The 23,094-nt window shown below is 55.3% G+C and carries 20 protein-coding genes; 15 read left to right on the forward strand and 5 right to left on the reverse strand.

All coding sequences use genetic code 11. The features are described from left to right. Window positions 1-5: 5 nt before the first annotated feature. Window positions 6-1,598: a membrane-bound lytic murein transglycosylase MltF gene (mltF, locus tag JKP81_RS00160; protein ID WP_234455482.1), complete on the reverse strand. Its 1,593-nt coding sequence runs from the start codon at window positions 1,596-1,598 to the stop codon at window positions 6-8. Between the two features lie 239 nt (window positions 1,599-1,837). Between mltF and purL the strand changes: the two genes are divergently transcribed. From purL to glnB, 5 genes are all read left to right on the forward strand, one after another. After that, entirely contained in the window at window positions 1,838-5,725 is a 3,888-nt protein-coding gene (gene purL / locus JKP81_RS00165; protein WP_200550128.1) for a phosphoribosylformylglycinamidine synthase, read from the forward strand. A gap of 536 nt (window positions 5,726-6,261) precedes the next feature. Further along, window positions 6,262-7,698 carry a two component system sensor histidine kinase QseE/GlrK gene (qseE, locus tag JKP81_RS00170; protein ID WP_200550130.1) on the forward strand — a complete coding sequence of 479 codons (1,437 nt, stop codon included), beginning with the start codon at window positions 6,262-6,264 and terminating at the stop codon, window positions 7,696-7,698. Beyond that, complete coding sequence (gene qseG / locus JKP81_RS00175; RefSeq protein ID WP_200550132.1) at window positions 7,695-8,432, forward strand: two-component system QseEF-associated lipoprotein QseG; 738 nt, start codon at window positions 7,695-7,697, stop codon at window positions 8,430-8,432. The genes qseE and qseG overlap by 4 nt, the downstream gene beginning before the upstream one ends. Beyond that, the gene (gene glrR / locus JKP81_RS00180; RefSeq protein ID WP_017459023.1) at window positions 8,429-9,766 is read left to right on the forward strand and encodes a two-component system response regulator GlrR; all 1,338 of its coding nucleotides are present in this window, start codon (window positions 8,429-8,431) and stop codon (window positions 9,764-9,766) included. Before qseG ends, glrR begins: the two co-directional genes overlap by 4 nt. A 74-nt stretch (window positions 9,767-9,840) precedes the next feature. Continuing rightward, a complete protein-coding gene (gene glnB / locus JKP81_RS00185; RefSeq protein WP_002438074.1) occupies window positions 9,841-10,179 on the forward strand; it encodes a nitrogen regulatory protein P-II in 339 nt (112 codons plus the stop codon). A 37-nt stretch (window positions 10,180-10,216) separates the two neighbouring features. Here the strand turns inward: glnB and hmpA are convergent, their stop codons facing one another. Continuing rightward, complete coding sequence (hmpA, locus tag JKP81_RS00190; protein WP_200550133.1) at window positions 10,217-11,407, reverse strand: NO-inducible flavohemoprotein; 1,191 nt, start codon at window positions 11,405-11,407, stop codon at window positions 10,217-10,219. A 316-nt stretch (window positions 11,408-11,723) separates the two neighbouring features. On the opposite strand from hmpA, the gene glyA reads away from it, so the two are divergent. Further along, the gene (glyA, locus tag JKP81_RS00195; protein WP_131406444.1) at window positions 11,724-12,977 is read left to right on the forward strand and encodes a serine hydroxymethyltransferase; all 1,254 of its coding nucleotides are present in this window, start codon (window positions 11,724-11,726) and stop codon (window positions 12,975-12,977) included. A 47-nt stretch (window positions 12,978-13,024) separates the two neighbouring features. Here glyA and JKP81_RS00200 read toward each other — a convergent pair whose 3' ends face one another. Next, a complete protein-coding gene (locus tag JKP81_RS00200) occupies window positions 13,025-13,894 on the reverse strand; it encodes a nickel/cobalt efflux protein RcnA (protein ID WP_200550134.1) in 870 nt (289 codons plus the stop codon). Between the two features lie 143 nt (window positions 13,895-14,037). Between JKP81_RS00200 and rcnR the strand changes: the two genes are divergently transcribed. Beyond that, window positions 14,038-14,310 carry a Ni(II)/Co(II)-binding transcriptional repressor RcnR gene (gene rcnR / locus JKP81_RS00205; protein WP_065370335.1) on the forward strand — a complete coding sequence of 91 codons (273 nt, stop codon included), beginning with the start codon at window positions 14,038-14,040 and terminating at the stop codon, window positions 14,308-14,310. A gap of 127 nt (window positions 14,311-14,437) precedes the next feature. Beyond that, the gene (locus tag JKP81_RS00210; RefSeq protein WP_200550135.1) at window positions 14,438-15,580 is read left to right on the forward strand and encodes a 3-phenylpropionate MFS transporter; all 1,143 of its coding nucleotides are present in this window, start codon (window positions 14,438-14,440) and stop codon (window positions 15,578-15,580) included. On the opposite strand, the gene csiE is transcribed toward JKP81_RS00210, so the two are convergent. After that, window positions 15,577-16,854 (reverse strand): stationary phase inducible protein CsiE, encoded by a 1,278-nt coding sequence (gene csiE, locus JKP81_RS00215; RefSeq protein ID WP_200550136.1) that lies wholly within the window; start codon window positions 16,852-16,854, stop codon window positions 15,577-15,579. The genes JKP81_RS00210 and csiE overlap by 4 nt on opposite strands. A gap of 124 nt (window positions 16,855-16,978) precedes the next feature. On the opposite strand from csiE, the gene JKP81_RS00220 reads away from it, so the two are divergent. Together JKP81_RS00220 and JKP81_RS00225 are read left to right on the forward strand one after the other, a co-directional pair. Continuing rightward, window positions 16,979-17,617 (forward strand): DUF1007 family protein, encoded by a 639-nt coding sequence (locus tag JKP81_RS00220; protein WP_200550137.1) that lies wholly within the window; start codon window positions 16,979-16,981, stop codon window positions 17,615-17,617. Then, complete coding sequence (locus JKP81_RS00225) at window positions 17,608-18,588, forward strand: nickel/cobalt transporter (protein WP_200550138.1); 981 nt, start codon at window positions 17,608-17,610, stop codon at window positions 18,586-18,588. The genes JKP81_RS00220 and JKP81_RS00225 overlap by 10 nt, the downstream gene beginning before the upstream one ends. A 42-nt stretch (window positions 18,589-18,630) precedes the next feature. Here the strand turns inward: JKP81_RS00225 and suhB are convergent, their stop codons facing one another. Continuing rightward, window positions 18,631-19,434: an inositol-1-monophosphatase gene (gene suhB, locus JKP81_RS00230; protein WP_200550140.1), complete on the reverse strand. Its 804-nt coding sequence runs from the start codon at window positions 19,432-19,434 to the stop codon at window positions 18,631-18,633. A gap of 117 nt (window positions 19,435-19,551) precedes the next feature. On the opposite strand from suhB, the gene trmJ reads away from it, so the two are divergent. The 5 genes from trmJ (at window position 19,552) to iscA (ending at window position 23,047) form a co-directional block, all read left to right on the forward strand. Continuing rightward, window positions 19,552-20,283, forward strand: coding sequence for a tRNA (cytosine(32)/uridine(32)-2'-O)-methyltransferase TrmJ (gene trmJ / locus JKP81_RS00235; protein WP_200550142.1), 732 nt, complete (start codon window positions 19,552-19,554; stop codon window positions 20,281-20,283). A gap of 188 nt (window positions 20,284-20,471) precedes the next feature. Beyond that, window positions 20,472-20,963 carry a Fe-S cluster assembly transcriptional regulator IscR gene (gene iscR / locus JKP81_RS00240; RefSeq protein ID WP_200550144.1) on the forward strand — a complete coding sequence of 164 codons (492 nt, stop codon included), beginning with the start codon at window positions 20,472-20,474 and terminating at the stop codon, window positions 20,961-20,963. Between the two features lie 118 nt (window positions 20,964-21,081). Next, window positions 21,082-22,296 carry a cysteine desulfurase gene (gene iscS, locus JKP81_RS00245; RefSeq protein ID WP_200550146.1) on the forward strand — a complete coding sequence of 405 codons (1,215 nt, stop codon included), beginning with the start codon at window positions 21,082-21,084 and terminating at the stop codon, window positions 22,294-22,296. A 26-nt stretch (window positions 22,297-22,322) separates the two neighbouring features. Next, window positions 22,323-22,706, forward strand: a complete 384-nt coding sequence (gene iscU / locus JKP81_RS00250; protein WP_017459010.1) for a Fe-S cluster assembly scaffold IscU — start codon at window positions 22,323-22,325, stop codon at window positions 22,704-22,706. Between the two features lie 17 nt (window positions 22,707-22,723). Next, window positions 22,724-23,047, forward strand: a complete 324-nt coding sequence (gene iscA / locus JKP81_RS00255) for an iron-sulfur cluster assembly protein IscA (RefSeq protein WP_131406460.1) — start codon at window positions 22,724-22,726, stop codon at window positions 23,045-23,047. Window positions 23,048-23,094 lie beyond the last annotated feature (47 nt).

Here is a 23,094-nt window from a genome sequence, read left to right on the forward strand (position 1 = left end):
AAGCGCTAGCGGTTAACTTTTAGCGGGTTTTGCACCAGCGCATCGGATACCAGCAGCGGGTTACGCGGGAAAGCTTCATTAGCGGTTAACGCGCTAAAGGGCAGCACGCCATAAGCCGGGCGATTTAACTCCTCGGTCGATACTGCCGGGTAACTCTTCGCCAGCTTCAGCGCTTTTGCGGCTTCTTTCTCTTTTTCCAGCAAATAACCGACCAGGCTAATTTCATACTTACGAATATTTTCTACATAGGCATAGGCTTCATGCCCGCGTGCGTAACCGTACGTCAGCTTGCTGTAGTACTGCTTCTGGCTTAATAACGGCAGACGCTGTTTCACATCTGCCCAACTGTCCGGATTGCCTTTCGTCTTCGCCGTCAGCGCTCGGGCATCCAGCATATGTGCGTAGCCCATATTGTAAGCCGCCAGCGCGAACCAGATTTTTTCATCCTGCGGAACGGTGTCGGGCACTTTGCTCATCATGTCCACCAGGTAACGCGCGCCGCCGCTGATGCTTTGCTCGGCGTCAGTGCGATCGCTTAAACCTAAGCTCTGCGCCGTGTTACGCGTCAGCATCATCAAGCCGCGAACGCCGGTGGGTGAGGTGGCCTGGGAATCCCAGTGTGACTCCTGATAAGAGATGGCCGCTAACAATCGCCAGTCGATCGCCTGGGCGTATTTTTCAAACAGCGGTTGCAGATCCGGCAGCACGCTATCGACGGCGCGTAAAAAGGTACGCGTGTCGACATAGTCAAAATCCTCGCCGTGGCCGAGGTACTTCTCCTCCAGCCGTGCAAGCGTGCCGTCTTCATTCATGTTATTGAAAAAATCGAGCATCGCAGCCGACAGCGTATTATCGTCATCGCGCTTGCTAAACCAGGTAACGGGTTGCTCATCGGTAATATCCAGCGCCACCGCCAGCTCGGGGTGCACGCGCTGGAACAGGCTAATGGCGACCGAATCGGCGACGGTATAGCTCAGTTTCCCGTCGACCACTTGTTGCAGCAGCGCGGTCGTGCCGAGCTTTTCATCCACCGTCCAGCTCAACGCCGGGTACTTCTTCTCTTTTAATTCACGCAGATCGTCCAGCGCGACATGACCAGGAGCGATGGTTAACTGGCTGGCATTCACGGATTCCAGCGTGCGCGGTCGATAGCTGCCCACGCGGTACACTAGTTGTTGAGAAACGGAGTAGTAGACTGGCCCGGTTTGGTAGTTTTTCACCCGCTCGCTGTTGTAGACCAACCCGGCGGCGAGCATATCGGCGTCGTCATTATCAAGGTCGTCAAACAGTTGGCTGATATTCTGGCGCACCGTGACTTTCAGTTTGACGCCAAGGTAATCGGCGAAGTGCTGCGCAAGATCGTAATCCAGCCCATACGTTTTGCCATCAATGATGTTGTACGTCAGCGGTGTGGCGACCGTACTGACGCGCAGCTCCCCACGAGCTTTGATCGCCGCGATGCGATTGTCGGCTTTGCCGAACCAGGGGATAGAAGGCCACAGGGCCGCTGCCAGCAGCAGGGTGACAATGCCGATGAGCAGATAATTAATCTTAAATTTTTTCAAGGAGTTAATTCTCTGCGCCGTGCTTTGCCTCAGAAGGTTCTCGTGATGATAACAGTAAGGTTTGTCGGTGATTGAGCGGCATTCTGCGCAACAAAACGCCAGTTGGCAACTAATTAGAGCATTCGGCGACAGCTATTGTTAAAAATTGGCGGCGATTTTATTTCGACGCAAACGGTTTCGTCGGCGCGCAGGATTCTCTATAATGACGCCCGTTTTCCCCTGGTGCACACTTAAAGCGTCCCCGACGCTTCGTAATCGAAGACGAGAGACTTATGATGGAAATTCTGCGTGGTTCGCCTGCATTGTCCGCTTTCCGTATCAACAAACTGCTGGCACGTTTTCAGGCCGCCAACCTCCCGGTAAGCAACATTTACGCCGAATACGCTCACTTCGCCGATCTCAATGATGGGCTGACAGAAGATGAATACGCGCGGCTCCAGCGTCTGCTGAAATACGGCCCGAGCCTTAGCAGCCATACCCCGACCGGAAAATTACTGCTCGTCACTCCTCGTCCTGGCACCATCTCTCCCTGGTCTTCTAAAGCCACCGATATCGCTCACAACTGCGGCCTCAACAAAATCAATCGCCTTGAGCGCGGCGTCGCCTATTACGTTGACGCAGCCGGGCTGACTGACGCTCAGTGGAACGACGTTGCCGCAGAGCTGCATGACCGCATGATGGAGAGCGTCTTCACCTCACAAGCAGACGCCGAACGCCTGTTTGAGCACCATCAGCCTGCGCCGGTAGAGAGCGTGGATCTGCTCGGTGAAGGCCGTCAGGCGTTGATTGACGCCAACTTGCGTCTGGGGCTTGCGCTGGCGGAAGACGAAATCGACTACCTGCAAGATGCGTTTACCCGCCTCGGGCGCAATCCGAACGACATCGAGCTTTATATGTTCGCGCAGGCGAACTCTGAGCACTGCCGCCACAAAATTTTCAACGCCGACTGGGTGATTGATGGCAAACAGCAGCCGAAGTCGCTGTTCAAAATGATCAAAAACACCTTCGAGCAAACGCCGGATTTCGTGCTGTCGGCTTATAAAGATAACGCCGCAGTGATGGAAGGTTCTGAAGTGGGCCGCTTCTTCGCCGATCGCGGGGAAGGGCGTTACGACTACCATCAGGAATCGGCGCATATTCTGATGAAAGTGGAAACCCACAACCATCCGACGGCGATTTCGCCGTGGCCGGGTGCGGCGACAGGTTCCGGCGGCGAGATCCGCGACGAAGGCGCAACCGGCCGTGGCGCGAAGCCAAAAGCGGGTCTGGTGGGCTTTTCCGTTTCTAACCTGCGTATTCCAGGCTTTGAACAGCCGTGGGAAGAGGATTTCGGCAAACCGGATCGTATCGTCACCGCGCTGGATATCATGACCGACGGCCCGCTGGGCGGCGCGGCGTTCAACAATGAATTTGGTCGTCCGGCGCTGAACGGTTACTTCCGTACTTATGAAGAGAAAGTGAACAGCCATAACGGCGAGGAGCTGCGCGGTTACCACAAACCGATCATGCTGGCGGGCGGCATCGGCAACATTCGCGCCGATCATGTGCAGAAAGGTGAAATCACCGTTGGCGCGAAACTGATCGTGCTGGGCGGCCCGGCGATGAATATCGGTCTGGGCGGCGGCGCGGCGTCGTCGATGGCATCTGGTCAGTCCGACGCCGATCTCGATTTTGCCTCCGTACAGCGCGACAACCCCGAGATGGAGCGTCGTTGCCAGGAGGTTATCGACCGCTGCTGGCAGCTGGGCGATGCCAACCCAATCCTCTTTATTCACGACGTTGGCGCGGGTGGTCTTTCTAACGCCATGCCGGAGCTGGTGAGCGACGGCGGGCGCGGTGGTCGTTTTGAGCTGCGCGATATTCTGAGCGATGAGCCGGGAATGAGCCCGCTGGAAATCTGGTGTAACGAATCGCAGGAGCGCTACGTGCTGGCGGTTGCCGCCGATCAACTGGCGCTGTTTGACGAGTTGTGCCGCCGCGAGCGCGCGCCGTACGCGGTGATTGGTGAAGCGACGCAAGCGCAGCACCTGACGCTCAACGATAAGCACTTTAACGATCAGCCGATCGACATGCCGCTGGATGTGCTGCTGGGTAAAACGCCGAAGATGACCCGCGATGTCGCGTCCCGACAGGCGGCTGGCGAAGCGCTGAACGTTCAGGGCATTTCCATTGCCGATGCGGTTAACCGCGTGCTGCACCTGCCAACCGTGGCAGAAAAAACATTCCTTGTGACCATCGGCGACCGCACGGTGACCGGTATGGTTGCACGCGATCAGATGGTTGGCCCGTGGCAGATCCCGGTGGCGAACTGCGCGGTAACCACCGCCAGCCTTGATAGCTACTACGGTGAGGCGATGGCGCTGGGCGAACGTGCGCCGGTTGCGCTGCTGGACTTCGCTGCTTCCGCCCGCCTGGCGGTGGGGGAAGCGCTCACTAACATCGCCGCGACGCAGATTGGCGATATCAAACGCATTAAGCTATCGGCGAACTGGATGGCCGCCGCCGGGCACCCTGGCGAAGACGCCGGACTGTATGCGGCGGTGAAAGCGGTAGGCGAAGAGCTTTGTCCGGCGCTCGGTTTAACCATTCCGGTGGGTAAAGACTCCATGTCGATGAAAACCCGCTGGCAGGAAGGCAGCGAGCAGCGCGAAATGACCTCGCCGCTGTCACTGGTGATCACTGCGTTTGCCCGCGTTGAAGATGTTCGCCGCACGGTTACTCCGCAGCTTTCCACGGAAGATAACGCCCTGCTGCTGATTGACCTGGGTAATGGCAACAACGCACTGGGTGCCACCGCGCTGGCACAGGTTTACCGCCAGCTTGGCGACAAACCGGCTGATGTACGTAACGTTGAGCAACTGAAAGGCTTCTTTGATGCTATCCAGGCGCTGGTGGCGGACCGCAAACTGCTGGCCTATCACGATCGCTCCGATGGCGGCCTGCTGGTCACGCTGGCAGAGATGGCCTTTACCGGCCACTGCGGTATCAACGTTGATATCGCGTCTCTGGGCCAGGATCGTCTGGCGGCGTTGTTTAATGAAGAGCTGGGCGCGGTGATTCAGGTGCGCGCGGCCGATCGCGAAGCGGTAGAAAGCGTGCTGACGGCTTACGGCCTGGGTAATTGCGTTCACTATCTTGGTAATGCTGTCGCTGGCGATCGCTTTGTCATTGAGGCTAATGGTCAGGCGGTGTTCAGCGAAAGCCGCACTCAGCTGCGCATGTGGTGGGCGGAAACCACCTGGCAGATGCAGCGCCTGCGTGATAACCCGGAGTGTGCGGATCAGGAGCATCAGGCGAAAGCCAATGACAACGATCCGGGCCTCAACGTGAAGCTCTCTTTTGATATCAATGAAGATATCGCCGCGCCGTTTATTGCTACCGGCGCGCGCCCGAAAGTGGCTGTGCTGCGTGAACAAGGTGTTAACTCCCACGTTGAAATGGCGGCTGCATTCCATCGCGCCGGTTTTGATGCCATTGACGTGCATATGAGCGATCTGCTGGCAGGGCGCACTGGCCTTGAGCACTTCCAGGCGCTGGTTGCCTGCGGCGGCTTCTCGTATGGCGATGTGCTGGGTGCAGGCGAGGGTTGGGCGAAATCGATTCTGTTCAACGAGCGCGTGCGTGACGAGTTTGAAACCTTCTTCCACCGTCCGCAGACGCTGGCGCTGGGCGTGTGTAACGGTTGCCAGATGATGTCTAACCTGCGTGAACTGATCCCTGGCAGCGAGCTGTGGCCGCGTTTTGTGCGTAACCACTCAGACCGCTTTGAAGCGCGCTTCAGCCTGGTCGAAGTGACGCAAAGCCCGTCGCTGCTGCTGAGCGGGATGGTTGGCTCGCAGATGCCGATCGCCGTTTCCCATGGCGAAGGTCGCGTGGAAGTGCGTGATGGCGCGCATCTGGCGCAGCTGGAAAGCAAAGGGCTGGTGGCGTTGCGTTACGTGGATAACACCGGGGCCGTGACGGAAACGTACCCGGCGAACCCGAACGGCTCACCGAACGGCATTACGGCTGTGACCAGCGAAAGCGGGCGCGTAACCATTATGATGCCGCACCCGGAGCGCGTGTTCCGCACCGTTTCTAACTCCTGGCACCCAGAAAACTGGGGCGAAGACAGCCCGTGGATGCGTATCTTCCGCAACGCCCGTAAACAACTGGGTTAATTTCGCCATAATCAGTAAGCCCTCTTCTTTATAAGAGGGCTTTTTTTTCGCCTGAGCAAAAGTGTCGGTATTTCCCAACATTGGGTATTGAGTAGTGTCTCCAAACAGAGACATTTAATTAATTGATTATAAATACTTTATTTTTGATGCTATCAGTGTGTTGCTAAATAGCGACAGGTTGTTGAAATGATAAGCACATCACATTTTCATTTTTAAAACATTAAATGCATTATAATCAATTGGTTAAAATATTTATTGGTATGTTGGCACAATATCTGCATAATATTAAGCAGTGGCTCATTCACCTTCTTATGTCAGCCCCTTCGGGACGCGCTACATAAACTTCGAATGACGCACTTAAAGGTGCCTGCCGTCCACCTGCTGATTATTGCGCTGCTTTATCAGACATCGGGCGAAACGTCGAGTTAGGCACCGCCTAATTTCATAACAAAGCCGGGTTAATGCCCGGCTTTGTTGTTTCTGGCTTTTGGTAAATCAGTTAGCATCTCCCTACCTTTTTTTGCGAGAGAACTGCATTGAAACGCTGGCCTGTTTTCCCCCGCTCGCTTCGCCAACTGGTCATGATGGCCTTTTTATTAATTCTGTTGCCGCTGTTGGTGTTAGCCTGGCAGGCATGGCAAAGCCTGAACGCACTCAGTGCGCAGGCGTTACAGACCAATCGCACTACGTTGATTGACGCGCGTCGCAGTGAAGCAATGACCAATGCCGCACTGGAAATGGAGCGTAGCTACCGGCAGTACTGCGTGCTGGATGACGCCACCCTGGCGCGCGTGTACCAGAATCAGCGTAAGCGCTATAGCGAGATGCTTGATGCCCACGCGGGCGTGCTCCCTGACGATAAACTTTACCAGGCGCTGCGCCAGGATTTAAACGCGCTCGCCCAGTTACAATGCAAAAATAGCGGCCCGACAGCCGAGGCGTCATTGCAGCTTGAAGCGTTTGCTGCTGCGAATACCGAGATGGTGCAATCGACGCGCGCGGTGGTCTTTTCCCGCGGGCAACAGCTTCAGCTGGAAATTGCCGAACGCGGCCAGTTTTTCGGCTGGCAGGCGTTGGTGTTGTTCCTGGTGAGCCTTGCGCTGGTCCTGTTGTTTACCCGCATGATCATCGGCCCGGTGAAGGGCATCGAGCGGATGATTAATCGCTTAGGCGAGGGGAGAACCCTGGGCCGCAGCGTTGTTTTTAAAGGCCCGCGCGAGCTGCGCTATGTCGGCGAACGGATCCTCTGGCTGAGCGAAAGGCTGGCCTGGCTTGAATCACAGCGTCATCAATTCTTACGCCATCTTTCCCACGAGCTAAAAACGCCGCTTGCCAGCATGCGCGAAGGCACCGAGCTGCTTGCCGATCAGGTTGTTGGACCGCTGACGGTAGAACAGAAAGAGGTGGTGGAGATCCTTGATGCCAGTAGCCGCAATCTGCAAAAACTGATTGAGCAGTTGCTGGATTACAACCGCAAGCTGGCCGAAGGTTCGGTGGAGCTTGAAACCGTGGAACTCGCGCCACTGGTAGAAATGGTGATCTCTGCCCACAGTTTGCCGGCGCGAGCTAAAATGATGCATACCGATGTCGCCCTTGATGTGGCGACCTGCCAGGCCGAACCGATGTTGCTGATGAGCGTGCTGGATAATCTTTACTCCAACGCGGTGCACTATGGTGCTGAATCCGGTAACATTTCTCTGCACAGCTATACTGCCAACGCACGGCTCTGTATCGAAGTGGCAAATACCGGTACGCCGATCCCTGAAACGGAGCGTGAAATGATCTTTGAACCGTTCTTTCAGGGTAGCCACCAGCGAAAAGGAGCGGTGAAAGGCAGCGGGTTAGGGCTAAGCATTGCCAGAGACTGCATTCGCCGTATGCAAGGCGAGCTGCATCTGGTGGCGAGCAGTAAAGCTGATGTCTGTTTCCGTATTGAGTTACCCCTCAATGCGCCGGAAAAATCCACTCAATGAATCTAAATCTGGTGAGTATGTCGCATGTTTTTTCCCGCGTGGTTAACGCGGTTACACAGCAAAACGCCTGGCTTCGCGTATTTCCCTGTCTGCTGCTGGCGGGCTGTGTTGCGCAAAAGCCGCAAAGCGCGATTCATGACCCCCAGGAAGAACGGCTCCCTGAACATCAACTGGCCGATTTCTTGTCCACAGATTGCGACGATATCTGGTCGCTGTCCGGGCAAAACGTCGACACCAACCCGCTTTACTGGCTGCGCGGTATGGACTGCGCGCAGCGTTTATCGCCCGCTGCAGCGCGTGCCGAAGCACGTACCTGGTCTGACGATAACTGGCAGGCCACGTTCAGGCGTGGCATTTTGCTCTCTAACGCCAAAATTTCGCCGCTTGAGCGTCGTGAATACACCGAGCGACTGGGCGCATTAAGCCCCACGATCCCTGCGCAGGTTCGCCCACTGTTTGAGCTCTGGCGCGATGGTGAAAAAGCCCAGTTGCAACTGGCGGAAGAGCGCGCCCGTTACGCGAAATTACAGCAATCGGCGGACAGCGAGCTGGATAGCCTGCGCCAGCAGCAACAATTCCTGCGTGAACAATTGGAAACGACTACACGTAAACTGGAAAACCTCACCGATATTGAACGGCGTCTCTCCACGCGTAATAAACCCGCCGCTACCGACCTGCCGGACAGTTCTCACCCGTCTAAAAGCGACGGCACCCAGGAGGATGTGAAACCATGACCAGCCGTAAGCCTGCCCATCTGTTGCTGGTGGATGACGATCCGGGGCTGTTAAAACTGCTGGGGCTGCGCCTCACCAGCGAAGGCTATAGCATCGTTACGGCAGAAAGTGGACAGGAAGGGTTACGCATTCTCGCGCGGGAAAAGGTCGATCTGGTGATAAGCGATCTGCGCATGGATGAGATGGACGGCATGCAACTGTTTGCCGAAATCCAGCGCGTACAGCCGGGCATGCCGGTGATTATCCTGACGGCGCACGGCTCGATTCCCGATGCGGTGGCCGCTACACAGCAGGGTGTGTTCAGCTTTCTGACCAAGCCGGTAGATAAAGACGCGTTGTATAAAGCGATTGACGATGCGCTGGAGCACAGCGGTTCGGCAATGGACGACCAGTGGCGTGAAACCATTGTCACCCGCAGCCCGGTGATGCTGCGTCTGCTGGAGCAGGCGCGGATGGTGGCGCAATCTGACGTGAGCGTGCTGATTAACGGCCAGAGCGGTACCGGGAAAGAGGTGCTCGCACAGGCGATTCATAACGCCAGTCCGCGCAGCAAAAGTGCGTTTATCGCCATCAACTGCGGCGCGTTGCCGGAACAGTTACTGGAATCTGAGTTGTTCGGTCACGCACGCGGTGCGTTTACCGGCGCGGTCAGCAGCCGCGAGGGGCTGTTTCAGGCGGCAGAGGGCGGCACGCTGTTCCTTGATGAGATTGGCGATATGCCGATTCCGTTGCAGGTCAAACTGCTACGCGTATTGCAGGAGCGTAAAGTGCGCCCGCTTGGCAGTAACCGCGATATCGATATTAATGTGCGCATCATTTCAGCCACGCACCGTGATTTACCGAAAGCGATGGCGCGCGGCGAGTTTCGCGAAGATCTCTACTATCGGCTGAATGTGGTGAGCCTGAAGATCCCGGCGCTGGCTGAGCGCGCGGAAGATATTCCGCTGCTGGCCAATCATTTGCTGAAACAGTCGGCGGAGAGGCATAAACCGTTTGTTCGCGCCTTTTCCACCGATGCCATGAAGCGGTTGATGACCGCCGGCTGGCCGGGCAACGTGCGCCAGTTGGTTAACGTTATTGAACAGTGCGTGGCGCTCACCTCATCGCCCGTGATCAGCGATGCGCTGGTGGAGCAGGCGCTGGAAGGGGAAAACACCGCGCTGCCGACCTTTGTTGAGGCGCGTAATCAGTTTGAACTGAACTACCTGCGTAAGCTGCTGCAAATCACCAAGGGTAATGTCACGCATGCCGCGCGCATGGCGGGGCGCAACCGCACCGAGTTTTACAAATTACTCTCCCGCCATGAGCTGGACGCCAACGACTTTAAAGAGTAATGGCGAAATGATTATGGTACTGTGAGCAACCGATTACGATGCAGCAGACTGGCAAAAGCGTGTAAGGAACGACCATGAAAAAGATTGATGCGATTATTAAACCTTTCAAACTGGATGACGTACGTGAAGCGCTGGCTGAAGTCGGCATCACCGGGATGACGGTAACGGAAGTGAAAGGTTTTGGTCGCCAGAAAGGCCACACTGAACTTTACCGTGGCGCGGAGTATATGGTGGATTTTCTGCCGAAGGTGAAGATTGAAATTGTCGTGACTGACGACATCGTTGATACCTGCGTGGACACCATTATCCGTACTGCCCAGACCGGTAAAATCGGCGACGGTAAGATCTTCGTCTTTGACGTCGCGCGCGTTGTACGTATTCGTACCGGCGAAGAAGACGACGCCGCAATCTGATATTTTTCCCTCACCCCGCAGGGTGAGGGAGTCTGTTTTACAACACTTTATGCGGACCAAAGCATTCGTAATGAATGCTGTCTTTGTTCACGCCAAGCGTGACCAGCTGTTGCGCGACAAACTGCATAAAACCGACCGGCCCGCAGAGGTAAAACTGCATTGCCGGATCGCTGAACTTCCCTTCCAGCGCGTGTAAATCCATCAACCCTTCACTGTGATAGCGACCGCTATTCGCCTCAGCCGCCGCAGGCTGTTGATACCAAATATGCTGATAAAAATGGTTCAGCGACGCGCCGAGTTTGCTCACTTCATCGGCAAAAGCATGCACCTCACCATTCATCGCGGCGTGGAACCAGTTTACCTGCGCGCCATGCTGCGATTTGGAAAGGCTGTCGAGCATCGCCAGCATCGGTGTTTGACCGACACCCGCAGAGATCAGCGTGACCGGCGTGTTGCTCTGCACATTAATAAAGAAATCCCCGGCAGGCGCTGCAAGGTGCACAATATCGCCCACTTTCGCACTGTTATGCAGCCAGTTAGAAACCTGCCCGCCCGCTTCGCGTTTTACCGCGATACGGTAACTTTTGCCGTCAGGCTTGCGGGTCAGTGAATACTGGCGGATCTCCTGATTGGCGAAACCCTCCGGCTTCAGCCAGACACCCAGATATTGCCCGGGCTGATATGCGGCGACCGGCTGACCGTCGACCGGTTCGAATTCAAAGCTGGTAATCAGTGCGCTCTGTGGTTTTTTCTCTACCAGGCGGAAGGCGCGCGTGCCTTGCCAGCCGCCGGTTTTTTCCGCGTGTTCGCTGTAAATCTGCGCTTCACGATTGATAAAGACACCCGCCAGTACGCCGTAGGCTTTTCCCCAGGCGTCCAACACTTCTTGCCCTGGGCTGAACATCTCATCCAGCGTCGCCAGCAGGTGTGTGCCCACAATGTTGTACTGTTCCGGCTGGATCTGGAAGCTGGTGTGCTTCTGGGCAATTTTTTCAACCGCCGGCAGCAGCGCGGCAAGATTATCAATATTGCTGGCGTAAGCGGCAATGGCGTTGAACAGCGCTTCACGCTGATCGCCATTGCGCTGGTTGCTCATATTGAAAATCTCTTTCAGTTCCGGGTTGTGAGTGAACATCCGGTCGTAAAAATGGGCAGTGAGTTTTGGTCCGGTTGCCGCCAGCAGGGGAAGGGTGGCTTTGACCGTAGCGATGGTTTGGGCGTCGAGCATGATTGCTTCCTTTTTTGCAGATTATTTAAAGTTGTATTTTAAATGAATCTTATAGCGCAGCGACCAGGCTTGTAAAGAGCGGACAATGTAAAGGGATTTACCTCGTGAATAAGTTGCATCACAAACCTGAAAAGAAATCCGCTTTAAAAGGGAAGTATGTTATCGCTCAAACCCTTGTCTGACGCGGAGCCAATCGTTTGCGTAAAAACCTTTGTCAAGACCTGTTATCAGAATATTAATCAGTTATACTGTGGGCCGTTCCCCAAATTTGGGCCCTCATTTAGAGTTGTTTTGTTAGCTGAGTCAGGAGATGCGGATGTTAAAGCGTGAAATGAACATTGCCGATTATGATGCCGAACTGTGGCAGGCTATGGAGCAGGAAAAAGTACGTCAGGAAGAACACATTGAACTGATCGCCTCCGAAAACTACACCAGCCCGCGTGTAATGCAGGCTCAGGGTTCTCAGCTGACGAACAAATACGCCGAAGGTTACCCGGGCAAACGTTACTACGGCGGTTGCGAGTATGTGGATATCGTTGAGCAACTGGCAATTGATCGTGCAAAAGAGCTGTTTGGCGCGGATTACGCTAACGTGCAGCCGCACTCCGGTTCACAAGCGAACTTCGCGGTCTACACTGCGCTGCTGCAACCGGGCGATACCGTTCTGGGTATGAACCTGGCGCAGGGCGGTCATCTGACTCACGGCTCCCCGGTTAACTTCTCTGGCAAACTGTACAACATCATCCCTTACGGTATTGATGAGTCCGGTAAAATTGACTACGAAGACATGGCGAAGCAGGCGAAAGAGCATAAACCGAAGATGATTATCGGTGGTTTCTCTGCTTACTCCGGCATCGTTGACTGGGCAAAAATGCGTGAAATCGCCGACAGCATCGGTGCTTACCTGTTCGTTGACATGGCACACGTTGCGGGTCTGATTGCCGCTGGCGTTTACCCGAACCCGGTTCCGCATGCGCACGTTGTGACCACCACCACCCACAAAACCCTGGCGGGCCCGCGCGGTGGTCTGATCCTGGCGAAAGGCGGTGACGAAGAGCTGTATAAAAAACTGAACTCCGCTGTTTTCCCAAGCGCGCAGGGCGGCCCGCTGATGCACGTTATCGCGGCAAAAGCGGTGGCACTGAAAGAAGCGATGGAGCCAGAGTTTAAAGTTTACCAGCAGCAGGTTGCCAAAAACGCCAAAGCGATGGTGGAAGTGTTCCTGAACCGTGGCTACAAAGTGGTGTCTGGCGGTACTGAAAACCACCTGTTCCTGCTGGATCTGGTGGACAAAAACCTGACCGGTAAAGAAGCGGATGCCGCGCTGGGCCGTGCGAACATTACGGTGAACAAAAACAGCGTGCCGAATGATCCGAAGAGCCCGTTTGTCACTTCCGGTATTCGTATCGGTTCCCCGGCTGTGACTCGCCGCGGCTTCAAAGAAGCGGAAGTGAAGGAGCTAGCTGGCTGGATGTGTGACGTGCTGGATAGCATCAATGACGAAGCCGTTATTGAGCGCACTAAACAGAAAGTTCTGGATATCTGCGCCCGCTTCCCGGTTTACGCCTAAGTTTATTCAGCTTTGAAAAACCCGCTTCGGCGGGTTTTTTTTATGCCTTAATGCAGTGTGCTATAGCCATGAATGCCCATATAAATCCCGACGAGTGCGATAAGCGCGCTGGAAAAATAGGGGGCCTTACGCGCCAGCGTATTGAAACCAGACCAGCGTTTTGCCGCTTGCTGTACGCTGATTGCCGCGCCAACGCCAACCGCCACCAGTGTAAGTGCAAGCCCGATACTGAAAGAAACCACTAATGTTGCGCCCAATGTGATGGCTTTTAACTGAATACAGATCAGCAAAATGGTGATCGCCGCCGGGCAGGGGATAAGCCCGCCGGTTAAACCGAATAGCAGGATCTGCCCGTTAGTCACCTCGCCGCCGGTAAAACGCCGCTCAATATCCCGCGCGTGCGCCCGCTCGTGCGCATCCTGATACTCCTCCTCTTTGGTCACTTTACGCAGCGACAGAATTGTTGGCTGTGCGGTAGCCCGGGCGTGTGAAACGGGTTGAAGCACCAGGCTGGGCACGCGATGCGCATGGCTGTGGTCATGATCGTGGTGGTGATGATGCCCGGCGAGCCACGAACGTTCACCTTGCCAGGTGCGCAGGAACATCCACACCGCCGTACCGAAAATGATCACCGCAGACACCATTTGCAGCCAGGGTTCAACGGCTTGCGCGGTGAACTGGTTGCTGAGATACATGCCTCCGAGCGCAATCAGCCACACCACCACCGTGTGCGATAGCGTGGCGGCGAGACCCAGCATCACGGCCTGTTTAACCGTGCCTTTAATGGCAATGATAAATGCCGCCATCATTGTTTTAGAGTGCCCCGGTTCGAGGCCATGCAGCGCGCCTAGCAGGATGGCGCTCGGAATAAAAAACCAGGCGTTTCCTTGCTGAAAAAGGGTGGTGAAGTTATTCATGAGAATAATTCTCGGTAAAAATTTGTGCGCTCAAATCTACTCCCCCCCAGTAAAAAATACTATCCCCCAGTAGAAATAAACTCCCCCCCAGTTGATGCATGGTATGCTAAGGGTCGTTTAAGCACGGTCGATTTGAGGTCTGTATGTCGCACACCATCCGGGACAAGAAAAAGCTGAAAGCGCGGGCGAGCAAAATCGAAGGGCAGGTTGGCGCGCTGAAAAAAATGCTCGATGAACCTCATGAGTGCGCCCAGGTTTTGCAGCAAATCGCGGCGATCCGTGGCGCAGTAAACGGGTTAATGCGCGAGGTGATCAAAGGCCATCTGACCGATCATATCGTGCATGAGAACGACGAAATTAAGCGTGAAGCGGATCTGGATGTGGTGCTGAGCGTGCTGGATTCTTATATTCGCTAAGCAATGACGAGTAGCCCGGGGGCAGATATTCGCCTGCAAACGTTGGGCAAGCGCATGTGTTGCCTGATTGTTACTTGCCAGCCCTGTTATTTATCGCCAGACTATCGCCTCCATTCAGGAGGAAATCATGGTCTTGCAGTCCACGCGCTGGCTGGCGCTCGCTTATTTCACCTACTTTTTTAGCTACGGTATCTTTTTACCTTTCTGGAGCGTCTGGCTCAAAGGCGTAGGGCTGACCCCCGAAATCATCGGTATGTTGCTCGGCGCAGGTCTTGTCGCCCGCTTTCTTGGCAGCCTTTTCATCGCCCCGCGCGTGAGCGATCCTTCCCGCTTGATTATGGCTTTACGCGTACTGGCGCTTGCCACATTGCTGTTTGCGCTGGCGTTTTATGCAGGAACGCATGTGGCGTGGCTGGCGGTCATTATCATCGGTTTCAACCTCTTCTTTTCACCGCTGGTGCCGCTCACCGATGCGCTGGCGGGCACCTGGCAAAAACAGTTCCCGATGGATTATGGCCGCGTGCGTCTGTGGGGATCGATTGCTTTTGTGATTGGTTCGGCGCTCACCGGCAAACTGGTGAGCCTGTTTGATTACCAGGCGATTCTGGCGCTGCTGACGCTGGGCGCGGCATCCATGTTGTTGGGGATGCTGCTGCGTCCTTCCATTTTGCCGCAGGGTGAAAATCGCCAGCAGGACGGCGCAGGCTGGCAGGCCTGGCGGGCACTGATTGCACAGAACTGGCGTTTTCTCGCCTGCGTGTCGCTGCTGCAGGGCGCGCATGCCGCCTATTACGGCTTCAGCGCCATCTACTGGCAGTCGGCGGGGTATTCTGCTTCAACGGTAGGGTATCTGTGGTCGTTGGGCGTGGTAGCGGAAGTGGTGATTTTCGCGCTCAGTAACCGGCTGTTCCGCCGCTTCAGCGCGCGCGATCTGCTGCTGCTTTCCGCTGTTTGCGGGTTGGTGCGCTGGAGCCTGATGGGCTGGACGACCGAGCTTCCGTGGCTGATTATTGCCCAGATCCTACACTGCGGCACGTTCACCGTTTGCCATCTGGCCGCGATGCGCTATATCTCGGCGCGGCAGGGCAGTGAGGTGATTCGCCTGCAAGCGGTGTATTCAGCGGTCGCGATGGGCGGCAGTATTGCGCTGATGACCATGATCGCCGGTTTCCTGTTTGAACATCAGCATCAGGGGCTGTTTTTTGTCATGGCCGTGCTGGCCATTCCGGCCCTGTTCCTGCGCCCGAACGTCGCCGTACAGGCCCGCTAGCTTTCCAGCATGTCGCGAATATGCCGCTGCTGTTGCCCGCTCAGCGGACCGTCGGTGTGGATCAGCGGCGGTGAGAACAGCGGCAACGGCGTAGTGTAAGGCGTGATAATCAATGTCACGTCTTTCGGTGCGCCGGTCTTACGAAATTCCGCCAGCGGCAAATATTTAATACTGAGCGGCAGCAGTGTTAATTCACGCAGTTGCTGCTCAATCTGCTGTTCGCGCGTACTGTCTTCGCCAGTAATCAACACCACTTGTTTCTCATGCAGATCGCTGTCCTGCATCAGCCAGGCGCCGAAAATCACCGCCACCAGCCCGGCCTCTTCATCGCTAAAGCGCAAATCGTACTCGTCTTCCAGTTCCTGCAATGCATCGCGGGTGGTTCGCATCAGGCGCGGGTAAAGCTGGTTAATCTCGTCGGGCAGGCTGTTATCAATACCAATGCCGAACAAGCTGCGATCCAGCGCCTGGGCAATGTGAATATAGAGCTGGGCGCTTAAACCCTGCTCGTCGCTGAAGCGCAGCCCCGCCAGAGCGTGAAAGCGGGCGATCATCCGGCGGATAGCTTTTTGCAGACGGCGATCCTGGTGTTGCTGGTCACGCAGCGGATCGGGCGTGCGCACCAGCATAAACAGCAGCGATAAGAACAGGTGCTCATTCTGCTGCGGAGAGTCGACAACGCGGCGCTGCCAGTGACGCACAATCTCCTGTGCTACCTGATACTCGGCGCGCATTCGCGCCCATTCTTGCTGAACCGGGTTAAATTCCGGGGTATGTCCCTGGTGATGTTGCAGTAAACAATATTGCAAATAGAGACGCAGAAATTGCATATCCCGGCATTCAAAGACGCGCTGCAGGCGGCGCGAACAGAGATTAATCAACGCCAGCAGGTTTGTGTCGTCGTATAACGTTCGGGCAATACCTTGCTGTTTAAGCGCGGTTTTTAACGCCGGAGTAAACTGTTGCGTGATAAATTGCGGGCACAGCCGCAACGCACGGCGAAGCCAGTGCAACAGGCATAAACGTTGATCGAGCGGAGCGCCCTCAATCCGAAAGCCGCCGTTAGGGTGGGGAACGATTGAGAGCCGGTGGTAGCGCTGAATTTCACTTTCCGTTTCAGCGATATCCCGGCGAGCCACGGCGTCGTCCACTCCATTCATAGCGCTGATATGTTCCATGGTGACGTGCTGCCCCGGCAAGGCGAGCATCAAAAGCACCTGGCAGCGGCGCTGCGGACTGGAGAGCGCAGATGGCGGTGTCATTACAATTGTCATCTGTCAGATTCCAGTTGGGGTTTTTGATAAGCGTAGTTAAAGGTATGCTCAGCGATAGCGCAGCGGCAGCTCTTTCATTCAGGATTGCCGGGGAGCATCACAGAATTTTTCTCGTGGGGAATACATGCAAGCAGTTAAACAATGCGTCAGTAGCCTGTTTCTCGCGCTTTTATCATTTTCAGTGGTGGCGCATCCGCACAGTTTTATCCGCATGAAAACGCAAGTGTTAATCGACAATGGGCAGTTCACCGGGCTGAAAATGCGCTGGACGATGGATGAGATCACCTCAGCAGACCTGCTGTATGACGCAGGCAATGCAAAACCCGGCGATGAGATCTGGAAAAAACTGGCGGCGGAAGTGATGGCAAACGTGCTGGGTCAACACTATTTCACCGAAGTCTGGCACAACGGGCAGAAAGTGAAGTTTCTTAACCGACCCACGGAATATGGCATGGAACAGATCGCGCACCAGGCGGTGCTGACGTTTATTTTGCCGCTCGCCGAACCGCAGGGGCTCGGCGGCCAGCAGTATACTTTTTCCACTTTCGATCCCACCTATTTTGTCGATATGAGTTACGCAAAAGCGAGCGACGCGGCATTGCCTGCTACTGCGCCTCAGGGCTGCAAACTGGCGGTACAAACACCCAAACCGGGAGAAGAGGTGCTGAATTATGCCCAGTCGCTGGATAAAGCCGATGCGCCGGCAGAAGATATGGAACTCGGTAAACAATTTGCCCAGACGGTGACGCTGACATGTCCGTGATGGTGAGCGCGACGGCGCGAAAACGACGCTTATTGCACTGGTGGCCACTGGTGCTTTTTATAGTATGCGCGCTGGTCGCCGCATTGTGGCTATGGCAGATCTGGCCGCAAGTGATGATGAAAAGCGTTATCTGGCAGCGCGATGTGAATATGAAAATGAGCAGCCTACTAAAAGCGGTGGCGGAAAACCCGCGTCAGGCCGGTGGGGTGCTGTTGCTGTTTAGTTTCGTCTATGGTGTGCTGCATGCGCTTGGACCGGGGCACGGCAAAGTGGTGATCACCACCTGGCTTGCCACGCATCCGTCGAAACTGAAACCGGCGATTGGGTTAACGCTGGCCTCTTCTTTGTTGCAGGGGCTGGTGGCCATTGCGCTGGTCGTGGTTGTGCTGAGTATTCTGGCGCTGCCCGCGCGGCAGCTGCATTTGAGCAGTTACTGGCTGGAGAAGGGCAGTTATTTACTGGTAGGTGTGCTGGGAGTGCTTTTGTGCTGGCGAGCGTTGAAAAAGCTGCGCGCGCTTGTACAAACGCCGAAATTCCGCGCCTTTACGCCGCACCATGTGCATCACGAAGGATGCGGTTGCGGTCATCAGCATTTACCCACGGCCTCACAGTTGCAGAGCGGTGATGACTGGCGCGCACGGTTAATGATTATTTTGTCGATGGGGATGCGCCCCTGTTCCTGTGCGATCATGGTGCTGCTGTTCAGTAAAGTGATTGGCGTGTTTAGCTGGGGTGTGGCGTCCGCGCTGGCAATGGCGGTCGGAACGTCGCTGACCATCAGTTCGCTGGCGTTGCTGGTTCATGGTTTTCGCCAGCTGGCGGTGAAATTAAGTGGGGATCGTGCGCCGGTATTGTGGCGACAGGTTGGCTGGACCACGCTGGCTCTGGCCGGTGGCGTGTTGTTAATTAGCGCGTCGGTAGTGATGTGGGTCAGTGCGTTACCGCCGGGCGGCGGATTACGACCGTTTTGATAGCGCCCGGTGGCGGCGAACCACCGCCGGGCACAGCCTGACTTAGCGTTTCAGCGCGTCGCTCAGCTCTTCACGCATATTCGCCAGCATCGCTTTAACCACGCGCGGGTTACCTGCCACGATGTTGCCGGTCATCATATAGTTGTGACCGCCGGTGAAATCGCACACCAGGCCGCCCGCTTCACGTACCAGCAATTCACCTGCGGCGAAATCCCACGGTTTCAGCGCAATTTCGAAGAAACCATCCACGCGGCCAGCGGCAACGTAGGCCAGATCCAGCGCCGCGGAACCGGTGCGGCGGAAGTCCGCGCATTCGGTGAACAGTTTGCCCACGATGTTGATGTAGGTGGTGGCGTGTTGTTTGGCTTTGAACGGGAAACCGGTCGCCAGAATGGTGCCATCCAGATCGCGAGCCGTGCTGCCGCGCAGACGGTAACCGTTCAGCTGTGCGCCCTGACCGCGAGTAGCGGTGAACAGTTCGTTACGCATAGGATCGTAAACCACAGCGACTTCTGTGCGGCCTTTGATTCGTACGGCGATAGATACCGCGAAGTGCGGCAGGCGTTTAACAAAGTTGGTGGTGCCATCCAGGGGATCGATAACCCATTGCACATCCTGGTCAGCGCCTTCGTGCTCACCACTCTCTTCGGTGATGATGGTGTGTTGCGGGTAAGATTTGCGGATCGTTTCGATAATCAGCGCTTCGGCTGCTTTATCAATGTTGGTCACGAAATCATTGCTGCCTTTCTGGCTGGTTTCTACGGTGTCCGGAGTTTCGTAGTTTTTGGCAATTAAATTACCCGCCTTGCGCGCAGCACGCACGGCGATGTTCAGCATCGGATGCATCGGTCTCTCTCACTGGATGTTAAAGAACGGAAAACGGCGCATATCATAGCAGCGAATTCGGATTATGTCTTTGCTTTATGATAATATGCGCGAATATTCTTTAGCCGTTGAAAATCTATGCTGCAAAATATTCGAATCGTACTGGTGGAAACTTCCCACACCGGCAACATGGGCTCTGTTGCTCGTGCAATGAAAACAATGGGTTTAACGAATCTCTGGCTGGTGAACCCGCTGGTAAAACCGGATTCACAAGCTATCGCGCTGGCCGCAGGTGCCAGCGATGTGATTGGCAATGCGCAAATCGTCGACACGCTGGATGAAGCGCTCGCCGGTTGCAGCCTGGTTGTTGGCACCAGCGCGCGTTCCCGCACGCTGCCGTGGCCGATGCTCGATCCGCGTGAATGCGGGCTGAAAAGCGTTGCCGAAGCGCAACACGCGCCGGTCGCGCTGGTGTTTGGGCGCGAACGCGTTGGCCTCACCAATGATGAGCTGCAAAAGTGCCACTACCACGTGGCGATTGCCGCCAACCCGGAATACAGCTCGCTGAACCTGGCGATGGCGGTGCAGGTTATTGCTTATGAAGTGCGCATGGCCTGGCTGGCAGCGCAAGAGAGCACTGCTCCGGCAGTTGAGCATGAAGAGACGCCGTACCCGCTGGTGGACGATCTGGAGCGTTTTTACGGGCATCTGGAGCAAACGTTGCTGGCAACCGGTTTTATTCGTGAAAATCACCCCGGCCAGGTGATGAACAAACTTCGCCGTCTGTTTACCCGCGCGCGCCCGGAAAGTCAGGAGCTTAATATCCTGCGCGGCATTCTGGCGTCCATTGAACAGAAGCATAAAGAGTAATGCGCGAAGCCGGGGAAATGCTTTTTTCGGCCTAAATATATGAAAGCACTAAACGACAAATACCTGACTAAAACAGTCAACTAAATAGTTGACCAATTTAGTCGGGAATGTCAGACTTGCGTCTGCTATGCAACATTAACATATTAATAATACACCCCGGGCAGGGGCGAGTTTGAGGCTTGTAAGACATGAGACTGACATCTAAAGGGCGTTATGCCGTGACCGCAATGCTGGACGTTGCACTCAACTCCGAAGCGGGCCCGGTTCCGTTGGCTGATATTTCCGAGCGTCAGGGTATTTCCCTCTCCTACCTGGAGCAGCTGTTTTCCCGTCTGCGTAAAAATGGCTTAGTCGCCAGCGTACGTGGTCCGGGCGGCGGTTACCTGCTGGGTAAAGACGCAAATACCATTGCCGTTGGCGAAGTCATTAGCGCGGTTGACGAATCCGTAGACGCAACCCGCTGCCAGGGTAAAAGCGGCTGCCAGGGTGGCGATAAGTGCCTGACCCATGCACTGTGGCGCGATCTGAGCGATCGTCTGACCGGTTTCTTAAACAACATCACGCTGGGTGAACTGGTTAACAACCAGGAAATCCTTGATGTGTCTGACCGTCAGCACAGTAACGAATCCCATCGCAACACCCGCGCTCAAGACGCTATCGACGTCAAACTGCGCGCATAATAAAAAACAGAATTCAGAATCAGGCCAGGGCACACAACAGTGCCCTGTTAACGCGGTCGTACATCCAGCCGGTTGCCTGATTCCTTGCATTAGAGCGATGTACGGAGTTTAAAGAGCAATGAAATTACCGATTTATCTCGATTACTCCGCAACCACGCCGGTGGATCCGCGTGTTGCCGAGAAAATGATGCAGTTTCTGACCCTGGACGGGACCTTTGGTAACCCTGCTTCCCGTTCTCACCGTTTTGGCTGGCAAGCTGAAGAAGCGGTTGATATCGCCCGTAACCAGATTGCAGAGCTGGTTGGTGCGGACCCGCGTGAAATCGTCTTCACTTCCGGTGCAACCGAATCCGATAACCTGGCGATCAAAGGTGCAGCCAACTTTTATCAGAAAAAAGGCAAGCACATTCTCACCAGCAAAACCGAACACAAAGCCGTGCTGGACACCTGCCGTCAACTGGAGCGCGAAGGCTTCGAAGTGACCTATCTCGCCCCGCAGAGCAACGGCATTATCGATCTCAAAGAGCTGGAAGCGGCGATGCGTGAAGACACCATCCTCGTTTCCATCATGCACGTGAACAACGAAATCGGCGTGGTGCAGGATATCGCGGCAATCGGCGAAATGTGCCGTGCGCGTGGCATTATCTACCATGTTGACGCCACCCAGAGCGTGGGCAAACTGCCTATCGACCTGAGCCAGCTTAAAGTGGATCTGATGTCCTTCTCCGGCCATAAAATTTATGGGCCGAAAGGTATCGGCGCGCTGTATGTTCAGCGTAAACCGCGTGTGCGTATCGAAGCGCAGATGCACGGCGGCGGTCACGAGCGCGGTATGCGTTCCGGTACGCTGCCTGTCCACCAGATCGTTGGCATGGGCGAAGCGTACCGCATCGCGAAAGAAGAGATGGCGAGCGAAATGGAACGTCTGCGCGGCCTGCGTAGCCGTCTGTGGAACGGCATTAACGATATCGAAGAAGTTTACCTGAACGGCGATCTCGAGCACGGCGCACCGAACATCCTCAACGTCAGCTTTAACTACGTTGAAGGCGAGTCGCTGATCATGGCGCTGAAAGACCTGGCTGTATCCTCCGGCTCTGCCTGTACTTCCGCAAGCCTGGAACCGTCCTACGTGCTGCGCGCACTGGGCATGAATGATGAGCTGGCGCACAGCTCCATCCGTTTCTCTTTAGGTCGTTTCACCACCGAAGAAGAAATTGATTACACCATCGCGTTGGTACGTAAATCCATCGGCCGTCTGCGTGAACTCTCTCCGCTGTGGGAAATGTTCAAACAGGGCGTGGATTTGACCACCATCGAATGGGCTCATCATTAATTGTTGCGCAAGCAGGAGAAGAAAAAATGGCTTATAGCGAAAAAGTAATCGATCACTACGAAAACCCGCGCAACGTTGGCTCGTTCGACAACGACGACACGGTTGGTAGCGGCATGGTTGGCGCACCGGCGTGCGGCGACGTGATGAAACTGCAGATCAAAGTTAACGATAAAGGCATTATCGAAGACGCGCGTTTTAAAACTTACGGCTGCGGCTCTGCAATCGCTTCCAGCTCGCTGGTTACCGAGTGGGTGAAAGGCAAGTCACTGGACGAAGCGCAGGCGATTAAAAACACCGATATCGCCGAAGAGCTGGAACTGCCGCCGGTGAAAATCCACTGTTCTATCCTGGCGGAAGACGCGATTAAAGCCGCAATTGCGGATTACAAAAGTAAACAAGAAGCGAAATAAGGCGGGAGGTTGTTGTCATGTCCATTAGCCTGAGCGACAGTGCTGCCGCGCGAGTCAATACCTTCCTGACCAACCGCGGTAAAGGGTTTGGTCTGCGTCTGGGGGTGAGAACCTCCGGCTGTTCTGGTATGGCTTATGTCCTTGAATTTGTCGATGCGCCGAACGAAGAAGACACGGTGTTTGAAGACAAAGGCGTGAAGGTAGTGGTTGACGGCAAAAGCCTGCAATTCCTCGACGGCACTCAACTGGACTTTGTCAAAGAAGGCCTGAACGAAGGGTTTAAATTCACCAACCCGAACGTTAAAGACGAGTGCGGTTGCGGCGAAAGCTTCAACGTTTAATCGCCACCATCCGATGACCCCACCGCAGCGTCCTGCGCGTGGGGTTT

This window comes from Kosakonia sp. LAM2021 (genome assembly GCF_016620385.1).
Lineage (GTDB): Bacteria > Pseudomonadota > Gammaproteobacteria > Enterobacterales > Enterobacteriaceae > Kosakonia > Kosakonia sacchari.